The 17,651-nt window shown below is 27.8% G+C and carries 15 protein-coding genes; 2 read left to right on the top strand and 13 right to left on the bottom strand.

Features of this window, described 5'->3' with window-relative positions; genetic code table 11:
* Positions 1–94 precede the first annotated feature (94 nt).
* Positions 95–967, top strand: a complete 873-nt coding sequence (locus tag HMPREF1092_RS08595; protein WP_002598273.1) for an SDR family oxidoreductase — start codon at positions 95–97, stop codon at positions 965–967.
* A 332-nt stretch (positions 968–1,299) separates the two neighbouring features.
* Here HMPREF1092_RS08595 and HMPREF1092_RS08600 read toward each other — a convergent pair whose 3' ends face one another.
* Positions 1,300–2,241 (bottom strand): carbohydrate kinase family protein, encoded by a 942-nt coding sequence (locus HMPREF1092_RS08600; RefSeq protein ID WP_002598275.1) that lies wholly within the window; start codon positions 2,239–2,241, stop codon positions 1,300–1,302.
* Between the two features lie 143 nt (positions 2,242–2,384).
* A complete protein-coding gene (locus tag HMPREF1092_RS17525) occupies positions 2,385–2,813 on the bottom strand; it encodes a hypothetical protein (RefSeq protein WP_002598276.1) in 429 nt (142 codons plus the stop codon).
* A 373-nt stretch (positions 2,814–3,186) separates the two neighbouring features.
* Here HMPREF1092_RS17525 and HMPREF1092_RS08610 point away from each other — a divergent pair, with 373 nt between their 5' ends.
* Complete coding sequence (locus HMPREF1092_RS08610; RefSeq protein WP_002598277.1) at positions 3,187–4,062, top strand: hypothetical protein; 876 nt, start codon at positions 3,187–3,189, stop codon at positions 4,060–4,062.
* A 117-nt stretch (positions 4,063–4,179) separates the two neighbouring features.
* Here the strand turns inward: HMPREF1092_RS08610 and namA are convergent, their stop codons facing one another.
* The 11 genes from namA to HMPREF1092_RS08665 all read right to left on the bottom strand — a co-directional run bounded on the left by namA (position 4,180) and on the right by HMPREF1092_RS08665 (position 17,624).
* Complete coding sequence (namA, locus tag HMPREF1092_RS08615) at positions 4,180–5,208, bottom strand: NADPH dehydrogenase NamA (RefSeq protein WP_002598278.1); 1,029 nt, start codon at positions 5,206–5,208, stop codon at positions 4,180–4,182.
* A gap of 613 nt (positions 5,209–5,821) precedes the next feature.
* A complete protein-coding gene (locus tag HMPREF1092_RS08620; RefSeq protein WP_002598279.1) occupies positions 5,822–6,370 on the bottom strand; it encodes a hypothetical protein in 549 nt (182 codons plus the stop codon).
* A gap of 281 nt (positions 6,371–6,651) precedes the next feature.
* A complete protein-coding gene (locus tag HMPREF1092_RS08625; RefSeq protein WP_002598280.1) occupies positions 6,652–8,052 on the bottom strand; it encodes an MFS transporter in 1,401 nt (466 codons plus the stop codon).
* A 25-nt stretch (positions 8,053–8,077) separates the two neighbouring features.
* Positions 8,078–9,481 (bottom strand): glucuronate isomerase, encoded by a 1,404-nt coding sequence (gene uxaC / locus HMPREF1092_RS08630; protein ID WP_002598281.1) that lies wholly within the window; start codon positions 9,479–9,481, stop codon positions 8,078–8,080.
* A gap of 10 nt (positions 9,482–9,491) precedes the next feature.
* Positions 9,492–10,541 carry a mannonate dehydratase gene (uxuA, locus tag HMPREF1092_RS08635; protein ID WP_002598282.1) on the bottom strand — a complete coding sequence of 350 codons (1,050 nt, stop codon included), beginning with the start codon at positions 10,539–10,541 and terminating at the stop codon, positions 9,492–9,494.
* Between the two features lie 13 nt (positions 10,542–10,554).
* The gene (locus HMPREF1092_RS08640; RefSeq protein WP_002598283.1) at positions 10,555–11,163 is read right to left on the bottom strand and encodes a bifunctional 4-hydroxy-2-oxoglutarate aldolase/2-dehydro-3-deoxy-phosphogluconate aldolase; all 609 of its coding nucleotides are present in this window, start codon (positions 11,161–11,163) and stop codon (positions 10,555–10,557) included.
* 18 nt (positions 11,164–11,181) lie between these two features.
* Positions 11,182–12,033, bottom strand: coding sequence for an SDR family oxidoreductase (locus tag HMPREF1092_RS08645; RefSeq protein WP_002598284.1), 852 nt, complete (start codon positions 12,031–12,033; stop codon positions 11,182–11,184).
* A 128-nt stretch (positions 12,034–12,161) separates the two neighbouring features.
* The gene (locus tag HMPREF1092_RS08650; RefSeq protein ID WP_002598285.1) at positions 12,162–12,857 is read right to left on the bottom strand and encodes a GntR family transcriptional regulator; all 696 of its coding nucleotides are present in this window, start codon (positions 12,855–12,857) and stop codon (positions 12,162–12,164) included.
* A gap of 140 nt (positions 12,858–12,997) precedes the next feature.
* Positions 12,998–14,791: a beta-glucuronidase gene (uidA, locus tag HMPREF1092_RS08655; protein WP_002598286.1), complete on the bottom strand. Its 1,794-nt coding sequence runs from the start codon at positions 14,789–14,791 to the stop codon at positions 12,998–13,000.
* Positions 14,792–14,839: 48 nt separating this feature from the next.
* A complete protein-coding gene (locus tag HMPREF1092_RS08660; protein WP_002598287.1) occupies positions 14,840–16,594 on the bottom strand; it encodes a glycoside hydrolase family 3 protein in 1,755 nt (584 codons plus the stop codon).
* Between the two features lie 19 nt (positions 16,595–16,613).
* Positions 16,614–17,624: a PfkB family carbohydrate kinase gene (locus HMPREF1092_RS08665; RefSeq protein ID WP_040414106.1), complete on the bottom strand. Its 1,011-nt coding sequence runs from the start codon at positions 17,622–17,624 to the stop codon at positions 16,614–16,616.
* Positions 17,625–17,651: the final 27 nt, after the last annotated feature.

Consider the following 17,651-nt stretch of genomic DNA (forward strand, 5'->3'; position numbering starts at 1 on the left):
TACAAAAATAATCCTTACTTACTTAGTAAATACTATGTTTAGAATTATCTTTAAAATTCATATTTATAAATAAAAGTTATAGGAGGATTATTTTATGACTAACAAACATACCTTTCCAACACAAATTCCAGCTCAACATCAAAATAGACAACCAGGATTTGAAAGCGAAATGAATCCACAACCTATCTTTGAATTACCTGAATACATTAATGATGGAAAAAGATTAAAAGATAAGGTTGCAATAATAACAGGTGGTGACAGTGGAATTGGTAAAGCTGTATCTTTAGCTTATGCTAGAGAAGGAGCAAAAGTTGTTATTGTTTATCTTAATGAACATGATGATGCTAATAAAACTAAAGAACTTATAGAAAAAAATAATGGTGAATGTTTACTTTTATCTGGTAATATAAGTGACCCAACTTTTTGTGATACAGTTATCCAAAAGACAATAGAAAAATTCTCTAAAATAGATATTCTTATTAATAATGCAGCAATGCAATTTGTTAATACTAATATAGAAGATATTACAGATGAACAATTTGAAAATACATTTAAAAACAATATGTTTAGTGCATTTTATTTAACTAAAAGAGCTCTTAAACATATGGAATGTGGCTCTTCTATAATAAACACAACTTCTATAGTTGCTTACCATGGAGATGAAAAATTAATAGACTACTCTTGTTCAAAAGGTGCTTTAGTAACATTTACAAGATCTCTTGCTAAATCTTTAGCTGGACGTGGAATCAGAGTAAATGCAGTTGCTCCAGGGCCAATTTGGACTCCTCTTATTCCTTCATCATTTAGTGGAACAGATGTATCTACCTTTGGTCAAAATACCCCACTAAAAAGAGCAGGTCAACCAGTAGAACTTGCAGAAGCTTATGTTTTTCTAGCTTCAACTGGAGCATCTTACATAACAGGAGAAACAATTCATGTTAATGGTGGGAAATTTATAAATTGTTAGATTGTGAAAGTTTTTCAAAGTAATTATATAAAAATTAAAAGGTGTAGTTTTGTAGCTACACCTTTTATATAATCATACAAATTCAATTAATCCACTTTTAAACCTATTCATCTCGTTTCTTATTTTTACGATTTACTACTCCAATAACAAGTGCTGTCCCAATACAAAAAACTAAGGTGAAAACTTGCCAGGAAGACCATCCTCCAAAATTCATAAATTCCCTCCTAAAATACCATTTTTATTATTTAATATAACTCTCACCTTTTATTATTAAATCTTATTACTATATGGCTATATTAATTAGTTTTATCTAATTTATTAACCATACCAAATTATAATTCTTTTTTAATATACTCATGAACCTCTTCCCAACTAGGAATTGACTCTAAAGCTCCTACTTTAGTTGTTGTTATTCCTCCAACTAAATTTGCCATATTAACTACTTCTTCCATATCCTTTTCTTTATCATTTAAAACTTGTACAAGAACTGCTCCAATAAAAGCATCTCCTGCTCCTGTAGCATCTTTCATTTTAAGTTCTTTAGTTTTAATTAATACTTGCTTTTCCTTTGTAGTTAATAAAGCTCCTTTTTTTCCTAAAGTTATTATAAGAAACTTACAACCAAGAGCTATAATTTTCTTAGCAGCTTTTTCTACATCCTCTTCCCCACTTATTAAAAAAGCTTCTTCATCACTTAATTTAACTATATGACTATCTTTTATAAAGTCTTTAGAGCAATTTATAAATAACTCTTTTTTATCTCCAAAAAGACTATCTCTATAATTTGCATCAAAAGAAATTAATTTATGGTTTTTCAAAGCATATTCCTTTGCTTTATAATATGTTTCCTTTAATTCTCCACCTAAAAATGCTGTAGCACTACCAAAATGGAATAAATCAAACCTCTCTAAATTATCTTTTATCATATCAAAAGATAAACATTCATCTGCACTTCTTGAAAATTCAAAATCCCTTTCTCCATTTTCCATTAAAGATACAAAAGCAAAAGTTGTATTTTTATCTTTTAACTTAAACATATATTCAGTATTTATATTATTATTTTTAAAAGTATTTTCTAAAAATAATCCAAAAGCATCATCTCCAACAGTCCCACAAAAATAAGCTTCAGCACCTAATTTTGATATTGCAGCTGCAACATTAGCTGGTGCTCCACCTGCTTTTTTCATAAATCCAGAAGTTTCAATTAAGGATTTTCCTTTATCTATTGATATAAAATCTATTAAAGCTTCTCCTATACAAATTATCTTTTTCATATACAACTTCCTTTCCTAATAAATAATATTTTATATTAATCTTACTTTTAATTATAAATAAATTTAATGTAACTTTCATCTCCGATAAAAATAAAAAAAGGTTGTCCAACAAGACCCCCTTTTTAACTATTCTAAATATTTTTCTAATATCCAGAATCATCAATTTTCCAATCTTTTTCTTTTCCATCTCTTATTAATATCCACTTATAATTTGTATAACTAGAATTTGGATTTAAAACAGTATTTTCACCAGAGTCACCAACATCAAAGTTAGATAATAAAACAATTGCATTTTTAGCATCTACTCCATTTACAGACCCATTTCCTGCTTCTAAATATCCCTCAATAAAAGAATTTGATTTATTTTCATCATACCATAAATCTGTTAAAGTAGAGTCTGGAAATTTAAAATTCTCTTTAACACAATCTACAGCTTCATTTATTTCCTCTTTAGTAAATTTAGTAGATTCACCTACACTAACATTAATACCACTAGATACATTTTCTTTATTACAAGCGACTAATGAAAACATTGATAAAATTACACAAAAAGATAAAATAAATTTTCTCATATATAGTTCTCTCTTTATTAAAATATTATTTAACAACAAATATTATATTTATTGTTACACATATTATATCCATATTTGTTATTTTTTTCAATCAATCCTGATATTTTAGATTTATTTTATCTATATAATTTAGCTTTTACATAAATAAGTTACTCTATAATATTAATAATTATCTTCATAAGCTTTTCAACATTCTTAATATTTTTAAATTCAAATATCTACACTTTAATTATTTTCACTCATAAAATTTTCTATTTATTATTTCTTTAATATCTATTCTGAAAATCTATAAATTAAATTTTTAAAATATACTTTTTGCACTAAATTTGTATTATAATGTATTTACATTTTATATTATGAAAGGGTATTTTTTATGAAAAGTTTAAGTGATGAAAATAGCTCATGTGTTATTTCCTTTGTTGCTTTTATTCCAAATTTCTTTGTTAATCTATACCACATACTTAATACTTTAGGATATGAAACACCTATAATTGATACAAAAAACATAATCGAATTTACTTTATTTATTGCATTTACCTCAACAACATTTATTCCTTTTTCATCACTAAAAAAATTTAATGAAACATGCATAGCTTATGCTAAAGAAAAAGTGTTACCATATAGAATAATTACAATTTTCTTATTTACATATTCAGTTATTACTATATTCCTTTTCAAAAATATAGAAATAACTATTTCAGCTTTAATAATGGCTCATTCATTTTTTATTATTACTTATTTCAAAAAACTTGGATTTGCTAAAAGATATAGTGATGACTATAAAATTCGTTGGCAAAAAAAGAATTCAGGTGTAAATGAAGATTCAAAAGATCCTAATATATTTTGGTATTATAAAGTTTGGTTTTCTCCTATAGTAACTATACCTAAAAATTTAAGACCTTTACCTAATAAAATAATTATATTTTTAGCATTTGTAATTATTTCAGTTACTAACAAATCACTAATTGTTATTTTACTGATTTCATGTTACTTTTTACTACTTTTTATAGAATATTTCTTTAGTCTATATGTAGAAACATATGGATTTTGTACAAAAGTTAGATATTATAGAAATAGAGGTAGCGATTGTTGGGAAATAACAATTGTAGACTACAAACACAAAAGAAAAATAGTATTTGATTCTCCAGAGCCACCTCACTTTAATACTGGAGATTATGTTCGCGTAATTATTGGTATGTTTTCAAGAGAATTAGCTACATGTTCACTTTCAATTAGAAACACATATTAAAAATTCATATCTATCAAAATAAACAATACTTTTTTTAAAAGTATGAATAATTATAAAAATAAGACTACTGTGCAAAACAGTAGTCTTAAAATACAAATAAATTTCCCTATAAACTAATTATATCCCTCTCATATAAGCTGAAGGTAAATAATCTAACTCTACATTTCTATTCTTAGCTTCATTTAAAACCCAATAAGGATCTCTTAATAAAACTCTACCTAAAAATACTAAATCAGCTCTATTATTTTCTATTATTTCAGTTCCTTGAGCTGTTGTTGTAATTAACCCACCTGCCATAACTGGAATATTACATTTTTCTTTTATATATTCAGCATCTGGAACTTGATATCCTGGATAAGCATTTATAACAGCATCTGAAACGACTCCTCCAGTACTTACATTAATTAAATCTACGCCTTCTTTTTTAACTATATTAACTATTTCAGCCATTTCAACTTTAGTATTTCCACCTTCTACATAGTCTTTTGATGAAACTCTAAGTAAAAGTGCTTTATCTTCTGGCCAAACCTTTTTAATTTCTCTTATTACTTCAACTAAAAATCTAGCTCTATTTTCTACACTTCCACCATATTCATCTTCTCTTTTATTAGCTAAAGGTGATAAAAACTCTGAAAGTAAATATCCATGTGCCCCATGAATTTCTATAAAATCAAATCCAGCTTCTAAAGCTCTTCTTGCTCCTTCTCTAAAAGCAATTTTAACTTCTTCAATTTCAGTCTTACTCATTTCTATAGGAGTTTTATATTCTGAACTAAAAGGGATAGCTGATGGTGCTATTATCTCTTCACTTTTCACCTCACATTTTCTACCAGCATGGCCTAATTGAATACCTGCATATGCTCCATATTTTTTAATGCCTTCTGCTAATTTCTTTAATCCATCAATATGTTTATCATCCCAAATCCCTAAATCTCTATCACTTATTCTTCCTCTCGCTTCAACAGCAGTTGCTTCAAGGATTATAGCAGATACTCCACCTATAGCTCTATTTAAATAATGAACATAATGAAAGTCATTAACCATTCCATCATTTTCAGCCATATACATACACATAGGTGCCATAACTACTCTATTCCTTAAATTTAAATTCTTTAAAGAAAACTCTTTAAAAATACCTTTTTTCATGTGTAAATTCCTCCATTCAATTTATTTTTATAATCATATTATATCACTTTTATTTTTATCTAATCTAAAGACTATCTTGTATAACACTTTGAATATTAATAATTTATTTTAAAAATTTTTAGTTATTTCTTAATTCATTCTATCCTTTAAATTCCTAAATAATTTTATTAAAATAATAAAGATAGGCTAAAACCCTACCTTTAAACTCATATTTATTTAATTTTATAGCTACTTTCTATTATTTTAATCATATATACTACTAGTCATAATAAAAATTTTACTAGTGTAATATTAACTATATAAAATATCAAAACTTAAATTATTTTTAAAGATTTTCTTTATAAAAAGCTTCTAATTTTTCAACTTGGCTTTTTCTATCTTATTAAAACTTCTATATATTGATATATATTTAAAAATTATATATAAGTAATAAATAAAAAAACTGTATAGTTAAATATATTTTAAAACATATCTTAACTATACAGTTTAATTATTGTATTTTATTTAATTCTGTATTTTTCTCATTTATCTTTAATACAAAATTTAAATAAAATACTTTTTACTCTTTTATCTACCCTTTATTAGATTTTATTACTTTTAATTAATTTTTATATTATTTGCTTACATATCTAAATTCTATACTAGATAAAAATAATGCACCAGCATAGTCATTAATTACTGAAGTACGAGCAATACTTAATAGAGCAAAATCTTCAGCTCTAATAATATCATCTAAATCAAACTCTAATACATAATGATTATATTGGAAATTACCTGGTGAGTTTTGAATTGAAATATTTCCACTATTATATACATTTATATTAGCTATATTTACTACACCATTAGATCTAGCAAATAAAGATGAAAGTCTAATTGCAAACCTATTTCCAGTTGGAGTATTTGAGTTATCAGTTAATAAATGAACAAATACTTTAGCTCTTTGATTTCTATTAACTGCATCCTTTGGAACATTAAATGTTAATGAATATTCATCAGTATCTCCTTGAGGTAAAAGCCATCCTAAAATTCTAATATTAGAATCAGCAGAACCTAATGGAATAGTATCTGGTTCAGTTTCAGTACCATCATTTATATTTCCTCCATTAAAAACTAATGAATTATATTCTTTTGCTCTTTCTTCTTCATAACAATAATTTGACATATTGAAATTCCTCCTGTGTTATTAAATTTTCTTTATAGTATAATATATTACATTTTATGAATTATGTTACTAAATAAATTTAATTGTTATGTTTTAGTGTGAATCAATTAAAAAATATAGATTTTAAGCTAAATAAAACTTCAAAAATTTTTATAATTCTTTATGATTTAAGTTTTACATATTTAATTATATTGATTTAAAAATTTTATATTAATATACTTAAACAAATAAAAAGAGATGTAGATAAGTTTTTAAACTCTACATCTCTTTATTTTAATTTTTTAGTTTGCTTTTGCTCTATTTACCTCTAATTGTTTATTTACTTCTTCTAATCTTTTCTTTGATAAGTTAAAAATAAATACTAAAGCTAATAATGATAATCCTAAACCAACAAAGTTAGCTCCACAGATAATATTTTTTATTCCTATTCCAACAGCTTCTACTTGTTCTGCTGCCCCACCTTGATATCCAAGCATTCCAAGAGCAAATGCTCCAACTCCTCCTGAAATAGCTTGAGCTAATTTTCTAAATAATGAATAAGCTGAATATACTGTTCCTTCATTTCTTTCTCCGCTAATGTATTCTTGGTAATCTATTGCATCTGCAATTAATGCCCATGTAACTGCATTAACTGTTCCAGTTCCAAGACCAGCAACCATAGTTAATCCTATATATACATATGGATTTGATATTGGCATTACAAATAATATTCCGTAAACACCCATAGCTAAAGCTGTTCCTGCTACAGAAACTTCTTTTTTACCAAAACGTTTTACTAAGATTCCAATGAAAGGAAGAACTAAAATCATTGGTAACATTCCTGCTAATCCTGCTACACCTATAAGATTTGCACTTTTGAAGTACTCTTTAAATAAATATGCATTTAATGAAGTTCCTATAAACATACTAGTTATCATTGCAAATGAAGCTAAAGTTATACCAATAAAAGCTCTGTTTTTAAATAAAGTTTTTACTGTTGAACCAATTCCTGCTTTCTTTTTGCTTGAAGTATTATATGAAACTCTTTCTGTAGTTAATTTAAAAGTTAACACGAAACATATTGAACAAATTATTGCAAATATAATTGCACATTTTAAGAATCCATTTGCTGTTACTGCATTTTCACTATTGAATATTAGTTTTGGAACTAATACCATTACTATAACTCCTGAAATAACTGAACCTATATTTCTGAAAGTAGAAAGTGAAGTTCTTTGAACTGGATCTGTTGTCATAACTGATGATAATGAACCATAAGGTATATTTACTGCTGTATATAACATTCCAAATAAAATATAAGTAACATAAGCATAAGGTAATTTCATACCTTCAGATAATCCTGGAATTTTTGTAAATGCTAATATTCCAACTAAAGTCATTGGTATACCAAATAAAATTATATATGGTCTAAATCTACCATGTGCAGTATGCTTATTTCTATCAACTATAATCCCCATAATAGGGTCATTTATAGCATCCCAAACTCTTGCTACTATAAATAAAGTTCCAACAGCTACTGCACTAATTCCTAAGACATCAGTATAAAATAGCATTAAATATGTTGCAACAAACTGGAAGAATGCTCCACAACCAACATCTCCTAAAGCATATCCAATTTTGTCACCCATTCCAAATTCTTTTACTTTATCTTTCTTTTTCTCAATAACGTTTAATAATTCCATAGTTATCCCCCTCTTAATTTTAGAATTATTTACTTAAAAAATAATTTTTAGAATTTTTATAACAAATACTCTCTATTATTTCTCCTAATATTTCTTCATCGTATGGATATTGCCCTGTTTCTACTAAATTGCCTATATAGTTACAAAGTATTCTTCTAAAGTATTCATGTCTTGTATATGATAAAAAGCTTCTTGAATCTGTTACCATTCCAACAAATTGACTAATTAATCCCAATTGAGACAATGCCATCATTTGTCTTTCCATTCCATCTTTTTGGTCATTAAACCACCATCCAGAACCAAATTGAATTTTTCCACGAGTTTTTCCATCTTGGAAATTTCCAATCATTGTTCCTATTACTTCATTGTCCTTAGGATTTAAACAATATAAAATTGTTTTTGGTAATTCTTCATTTTTATCTAACTCATTTAATATTCTTGAAAGTGAATATGCAATTTCACCATCATCTATACTATCAAAACCTGCATCAGCTCCAACTTTTTCAAACATTCTTGAATTATTATTTCTTAATGCTCCTATATGAAGCTGCATTACCATTTGTCTTTTACTATACATTTTTCCTAAATCTATTAATAAAGAAGTAGAATATTTAATTCCTTCTTCTTCAGTTAAACTTTCTCCATTTAAACCTTTACAAAAAATAAAGTTAACTTCCTCTTCTGTAACTTCAAAGAATTTTATTCTCTCTAAGCTATGATCTGTTATAGTACATCCTATTTCACAGAAATAATCTAATCTTTTTTCTAGTGCAGCTTTTAAATCATTATAGCTAGTTATCTTCATATCACAAACTTCTGATAATTTAGATATATATTCTTTAAATCCTTCATTTAAGATTTTCATTGCTTTTTCTGGTCTAAACGAAGGTTTAACTAAGCAATTAAACTCTTTATCTAAACTTATTTGTTTATGATATTCTAAACTATCTATTGGATCATCAGTAGTTCCTATATATTCTACATTAGCCATTTTAATTAGTTTTTTAGCACTTAAAACGTTTTCTTCAATGACAGCATTGCATTTATCCCAGATAATTTTTGCAGTTTTTTCACTTAATGTCTCCTCAATATTAAAGAATCTTTTTAATTCTAAATGTGACCAATGATAAAGTGGATTCCCTATTAAATAAGGCATCATTTTAGCAAATTCATAAAATTTTTCGTAGTCACTTGCATCACCAGTTATATACTTCTCATCTATTCCAAAGCTTCTCATAGCTCTCCATTTATAATGATCATGATATAGCCACATTTCAGCTATATTTTTAAATTCATAATCATTTGCTATTTCACTAGGAACAAGGTGACAGTGATAGTCAAACACTGGCACCTTTGAAGCATAATTATGATACAATACTTTTGCTACTTCACTTTCTAACAAAAAGTCCTTGTCCATAAATTTCTTCATAATAAATCTCCTATCTTTTATTTTTCTTAATTGCCTCTATTAGACCATTTATATAAACAGCTCCTAATGCTCTGTCATATAATCCATAACCAGGTCTTCCAGTTTCTCCCCAAATCATTCTTCCATGGTCTGGTCTATATGGTCCATCAAAATCATAATCACAGTAAGCTTTTACTATTTCATAGAAATCTAAAGAACCTGATTCTGATAAGTGTGCAACCTCATTGAAGCTACTATCTCCAGTGATTTTTACATTTCTAAGATGTGCGAAATGTATTCTATTTTTTTCTTTTCCAAAATAATTTATCATTTCTACCATATCATTTACCTTTGTACATCCTAAAGAACCTGTACATAAAGTAATTCCATGATATTCACTATCATATAATTCAATAAATCTTTTTAAATTGTCAAAGTTAGTTATTATTCTTGGTAATCCAAATATTCCCCATGGTGGATCATCCGGATGTATAGCCATTTTAATTTTAACTTCCTCTGCAACTTTCATTATTCTTTGAATGAAATAATTTAAGTTGTTCCATAAAGCTTCTTCATCAATATCTTTATATTGCTCTAATAAAGCTTTTAAGCCACCTTCACCATATGATGTATCCCATCCTGGTAATTCTAATTCACCTAAAGCTGGATCCATTTTTTTAACTTGATCTTCATCATATATTAAACAAGTTGAACCATCTTCTAATTCATAATTAAGGTCTGATCTTGTCCAATCAAATACTGGCATGAAATTGTAGCAAATAGTATCTACTCCTGCCTCTGCTAAATTTCTTATAGTTTGAATGTAATTATCTATATATTTATCTCTAGTTGGAAGTCCTAATTTAATATCTTCATGAACTGGAACACTTTCTATTACTGAAAGCTCTAATCCATGCTTTTCAACTTCCCTTTTTAATTCTAAAATTCTTTCTAATGGCCAAACCTCTCCAACTGGAATATCATAAATTGCAGTTACAATTCCTTTCATACCGGGAATTTGTTTTATATATTCAATTTTTACTGGATCATCTTGTCCATACCATCTGAATGTCATTTTCATAAATTCATACCCCCTATTTTCTAATGTTCTCTATCTTCTCAACAAACCTTTTTGCTGTTGCTTCGATTTCCTCTGCTGTTCCTTTTATTAATGAACTTCCTGCGCCAACACAAGCTACTCCATTTTTAAACCATTCTTCAATATTATCTACTGTTACTCCTCCAGTTGGCATTATCTCAACATTTGGAATTGGAGCTTTTATAGCTTTAACATATTTAGGTCCAAATAAGTCTCCTGGGAATAATTTAATCATTTTATTTCCAGAATCCATAGCTTTCATTATTTCTGACACTGTCATACATCCTGGTAAATATAAAATATTTTCTCTTTTACAAACCTCATTTACAGCTTCATTATATCCTGGACTTACAACGTATTTAGCTCCTGCTTCTATTGCATCTATTGCCATTTTTTCATTTAATACACTTCCAACACCAATTAAAGCATCTTCTCTTAAACTATACGATCTTATAAGTTCTACTACATTTGGTATTGTATAAGTAAGCTCTAGTGCTTTTACTCCACCTCTTAGGCAAGCTTCCATATAATCAATTGCTTCTTCGTGATTTTTTCCTCTCACTACAGCAACTATTCCATAATTCTTTAACTCTTCTAAAACCACTTTTATATTCTCCTTTATCTAAACTCCAGAATAAGCTGAGAATGCTCCATCTACTGGAATTACTACTCCATTTACAAATCCTGAAGCCTCATTAGATACTAAGTATAATAAAGTTCCAAGTAATTCATCAGCTTCTCCAAATCTTCTCATTGGTGTACTATTTAATATTTTTTCAGTTCTTGCAGTTGGTGTTCCATCTTCATTAAATAATAACTTTCTATTTTGATCTGTTACGAAGAATCCTGGTGCTATTGCATTTACTCTAACTCCAACCTTTGACATATGAACTGCTAACCATTGAGTAAAGTTACTTACTGCTGCTTTAGCTCCTGAATATGCAGGTATTTTTGTAAGAGGAGTAAACGCATTCATTGATGAAATATTAATGATTGTTGCATCCTTCTTATTTATCATATCTTTACTAAATTCTTGTGATGGAAGTAATGTTCCTAAGAAATTAAGATTGAAAACAAATTCTACTCCTTTTGGATCTAAATCAAAGAATGTAGTTAATTCTTCATTTTCTAAATCTTCAACTTCTAAATATTCTTTAGTTGTTGTTCCTTTTGGATGATTTCCTCCAGCTCCATTTATTAAAATATCTACTGGTCCAAACTTTTCAAGTATTATTTCATGTGCATTTTTTAAACTTTCTTTATCTAAAACGTTAGCTTCTATTCCTATTGCTATTCCGCCTTTTTCATTTATTGATTGTGCTTTTTGTTCACAAGCTTCTTGTCCTAATGCTAATATAGCAACTTTTGCTCCACATTCTGCTAAAGCATCTGCCATAGCCCCACATAAAATTCCTGTTCCTCCTGTTACAACGCAAACCTTATCTTTTAAATCTACATTAAATGGTAATTTCATGTTTTATCCTCCTTCACATCTGTTATACTTGTATACTAGCATATTAGAATTCATTTTGCAACAATTTTTTAACATTTTTTTCACAAATGCAAAAAATCATCCATAATTTTGTTATGGATGATTTTAATTTACTTATAATTTTTTATATATTTTTCTACGGATTCATTTTCATCTATCAAAGAAATCCATTCTTGAACGGGTGATTTTATATGCTTTGATACTGTTTCCTTAATTATATCTTTTTTGTTTTCTTTTATAATATCTAAATACGTTACATGTTGATCAACTATAAAATCTTTTTTTATATATATCTCTGCTAAAAGTCTCATTCTATTATAATGAGTACTTATATTAGAAATAGCTTCCCAAATATCACTTTTATCTGTTCCCTCAAATAATAATTCATGGAACTTATTATCTAAGTTATGAAACTCTAATAAATTATTTTGCTTATTTGCAATAAGATTTTGAGCAAATATACATTTTTCCATTTCCATTAAAGCATCTTCTGAAAATTTATCACATGCTTCTTCTAAAACTTTTTTTTCTAAATTGTATCTCATAAATATAGCTTGCTCTATAAGCTTCCAATCTATTAATGATACATATGTTCCAGTCTGTGGTTTAACCTCTATAAGCTTCTCACTTTTCAGTTTTATAAGCACTTCTCTTATAGGTGTTCTTGATACTTGCAGCTTTTGTGCTAAATCAAGTTCACTTAACAATTCTCCAGGTCTTAATTCTAAGCTCATTATATTGTCTTTTAATACTCTATATGCATAGTCTTTACCTGTTTCATTACCCTTTTTTTCGTAAAGAATCACTGAATCTCCTCCTAACAGCAATTTAACTATTTTTAATTTCTACTACTTGATAATTTACAATATAAAAATTATACCATAAAAATATTTCTTATTACAAAAGACTATAGCCTTTTTGCTATAGTCTTTGTAAATTGACCCATTTATTTTTTATATCCAAATTCAGGAATATTAGTCCATCTTTCTCTTAATGAATGAGCAATCATTTTAGGTTTTCTATCTCTTGTAAAAATACCTTTTTTATTTCCCTGAACTCTTATTATACCTTGGCTTGTTGCAAAGTCAGCAAAATTCCATACTTGCTCTCCAACGAAGTTTTTAAATTCATCTACAACTTCATGGTTTGCCTTATAATATTCAACTTGATATTCTTCTGTAAACATAACAGGAACTGTGTCATGCATTCCTGCAACTGTATCTGCTCCATACTCAGTAAACATAATTGGTTTATTTGGACATCTCTTATTCCATCCTTCTAATTCTTCTCTTAGCATGTTTTTAGCTTCTTCTAAATCTCCACCTGCAACATACCATCCATAGTATCTATTTAAGCATAATACATCCACTATATCTCCAACTTTACACTTATCTGGAGTTGACATTAAATAAGTTACTACTGTAACAGGTCTATTTTGAGGATCTAATTCTTTTGTTAAGTTTATTAATGGCTCAAAATATTCTTTTGCTCCTTCTGAATCTGAATCTGGCTCATTTGCAACTGACCACATTACAACTGAAGGATGATTTTTATCTCTATTTACTAATTCTCTTATAACTTGCTCGTGAGCTTCTTTAGTTTGGATTTCTTTCCAAGTATCTCTCTTAACACCTGAACCAAATAAACCTGTAGCCATAAAGTTTAAGTGTAATCCAACTGCTGGAGTTTCATCAATTATTACTATACCTTCTCTATCTGCAAGTCTCATTATTTCTTCTGAATAAGGATAATGTGCTGTTCTAAAAGAGTTCGCACCTATCCACTTCATTAAATTAAAGTCTTTAATGTTAATAGCTTCATTTATTCCTCTACCATTTACATGTGAATCTTCATGCTTACCAAAACCTTTGAAGTAAAATGGTTTATTATTGATTAAGAATTTTCCATCCTTAACTTCAACAGTTCTAACACCAAATTCTTCTGTATAAGTATCAATTAATCCATTTTCATCACTTAAATCTATCTTTAATTTATAAAGATATGCATTCATAGGCTCCCAAAGCTTTACATCTTTTATTTCTAATGTTCCAACTTCACCTTCACCAGTTGCTACAACATTATCATTTTCATCAATTACTGAAACATTAACTTTTGCATCACCTTTTACTTTAAGTTCATATGATATATTTCCTGTAGTTTCTTTAAAATCTGTTACTATAGTAACATCTTCTACATATGTTTTTGGAGTTGTATATATTTTTACTGGTCTATGAATTCCTGCATAGTTAAAGAAGTCAAAGTTAACTAAGTTTTTAACTATATTTCCTTCTTTATCTTCTTTTACAAGACCTACTGGAAGTGAAGTTTCATCAATAATATTGTTAACTGCTACAGTTAATATATTTTCTCCACTTATTAAAAATTCATTTATTTCAGCTTCAAAAGGAGTAAATCCACCTTTGTGCTCCATTAATAATTTTCCATTTAAATAAACTTTTGCAATGTGAGTTGCAGAACCAAATCTTAAAACTATTCTTTCATTTAAAAGACTTCTATGAATACTAAAGCTTCTTTGATACCAAACCCATCCCACATGATCTCTTACTTCTTGAAGTTCAACTAAATCATTATAAGATGATGGTACTGCCATTTGTATAGTTTCACTTAATTTTCCTTCAAACCATTTATCTGAAAAACCATTACCTTTATCTAATTTAAAATCCCAAATTCCATTTAAATTTATAATATTTCTTGTTTCTGTCATTATTGGATATAACATCTTAAAATCCTCCCTAATATATCTTTATAATTTATAACTGTTTATATTCTATAATCTTGTTTCCCATCTTCCACAGAATACAGTTTCATTGTATTCTCCTTCAAACTTTTCTTCACCTGTAATTTTCTTAATAGTTTCTTTTATTACTGGTCTAGTTGATCCATAAGCATTTATGAAAGTTTTCATCATAGGTAAATCAAATAGATTTGTAGTTTGGCTTAATGAAACACAAATAGTTGGTAATTCTCTTACATACCATGGAGTTTCACTTCCATGACCTATTGACCATTGAACTCTAACTACATTTTCTTGACAATAACCTTTCATATTTACAAACATGATAATAGCATCATATTTTTCTTTAAACTTCTCAACACTTTCACTAAAAGTTGATTTCATCATATTTTCAAAGCTATTTCCACTCTTAGCTACTAAATCATGATAGTTTTCATGCATGTCCACTTCAAACCCAGCTGCTTCTAATTCTTCTTTTATTGAATCTTTAACAGATGTATTTCCAAAGATTACATCTAAAGGTTGTGGATTAGTTACATAGTAAACCTTTAAACGTTTATGAGTTTTTGGATTTAGTGGTAAATTATTTTCTGTATCCTTAACTAAAGTTATACTTCTCTTTGCTGCATCAACTGCTAATTCTTTATGCTCTTCACATCCTAAAATACTTAATCCATCTTTATTAGGCGTTAAAGTTCCTTCTTCAACTGCTTTGTGTAATCCAATTGAAGCTTTTAATCCTAAGATTCTTCTTAAAGCATCTTCTAATCTTTCTTCTGTAATTATTCCTTCTTTATATCCATCCATCATATATTTAAAGTCTTCTTCTGCATGGTGGAAGAATAAGAACATATCACATCCTGCTGCTATAGCTGTTGGAACTTGTTTATGTCTAGGCATAGCACTTGTCATTCCTAACATGTGTGATGCATCTGTAACTAATAATCCATTGAATCCTAATTCTTCTCTTAATAAGTTTTGTAATATTTCAGGTGCTAAAGTTGCTGGTAATATTTCTTTATTAGTTATTTCAGGATTATATTTTCTTGAATAAGCTGGTAATGCAATATGACCTACCATCATACTCTTAAGACCTGAATCTATTAATCCTTTATAAACTTTTCCAAAAGTTTTATCCCATTCTTCACAACTTAAATCATTTATTCCCATTAATAAATGTTGGTCTCTTTCTTCTACACCATCTCCTGGGAAATGTTTTGTACAAGCAATCATCTTGCTTTCTTCTAAACCTTTTATATAAGCTTTACAATATTCTAAAACTCTATTAGGATCATCACTATAACATCTTGTATTTACTATAGTGTTTCTCCAATTTAAGAAAATATCAGATACTGGTCCAAAAGCCCAATTACATCCAATAGCCTCTGATTCTCTTCCTGAAACATAACCTACATTATATGCAACTTTATCATCTACTACTGCTCCAGCAGCTGCTTGTGTAGCAATATATGTTCCACCACCTGCTGCTCCATCTCCACCTGATTCACAGTTACATGCAACTAGCATTGGAATTTTAGATGCTTCTTGATATTTTTTTATTTGCTCATATACATCTGGTGCTTTTCCACCCATATATCTTGCTGCACCTGGTTTATATTTTTTTATTAATTCAGCTGTTGTTTTACCTCCATCTGAAGCTTTATCCATAATAACAAATAATTGACCTATTTTTTCTTCTATTGTCATATTACTTATAGTTTCTTCTACCCATTTAATCTCCTCATCTGATAAATAAAATGGTTTAGCTTTTAAATCTACTTTTTTCATCCTACATTCCCCTTCACACTTATCTTTTTATATTACATAATCCACTATCTATTAGCGAATTTATTGTTTCTTCATTAACTAAATTTACATCACCTATAATTGAATGTTTTAAAACACTTGCACATGTTCCAAATTCAACTGTTCTTCTTTCATCTGTACCTTTTAATATTCCATTTAGTATTCCAGCTGTGAAGGCATCTCCTCCTCCAACTCTATCTAAAATATCAAAAGTATATTCATTAGAATTTATTAGATTTTCTCCATTAAATAAATAACCTTTTAAAGTGTTATTATTTATTGAATTTACTTTTCTAGTAGTACATGCTGCATACTTTAAATTTGGATATTTAAAGAATAATTTTTTATATAAACTTTCTAATTTTTTATCAAATTTATCTTCTATATCTTCAAATTTTAAAATATTAATCATATCTAAATAACCTAAAAATGCAAAATCTACATAAGGTAATATTTTTTCTAAAAACCCTCTAGCTTCTTCTATTGTCCATAATTTAGCTCTATAATTTGAATCATAAGAAATAAGAATTCCTCTCTTCTTACATTCTTTAATAAGATCTAGAAGAAATTCATATAACTCATTACTTAAAGCTGGAGTTATTCCTGATAAATGAATTAATCCTACAGAATCTAATATTTTTTCCATATCAAACTCTTCTTTTTTAGCCATAGAAATTGCAGAATATTTTCTATCATAAATAACTTCTGTACTTCTAAAACCATGCCCAATTTCAGAATAATAAATTCCTAATCTTCCTTCTCCTAAAATTACATCATTTACATCAACATTGTATCCTCTAAACTTATTTAATACTCTGTCACCTAAATAATTTTCAGGAAGCTTAGTTACAAACTTTGTATCATGTCCAAACATAGCTAAACTTGCTATTACATTTCCTTCTCCACCAGAATAAACAGCATCAAAGGAATTAGCTTGTATTATTTTTTGGTTGTTTGGAGGTGTAAGCCTAAGCATTATCTCTCCAAAACCTAATATTTTTTTACCACTCATTTTAAAATTCTTCACTTTAATCCCTCT

The sequence above is a fragment of the Clostridium thermobutyricum genome, from assembly GCF_000371465.1.
GTDB lineage: Bacteria > Bacillota > Clostridia > Clostridiales > Clostridiaceae > Clostridium > Clostridium thermobutyricum.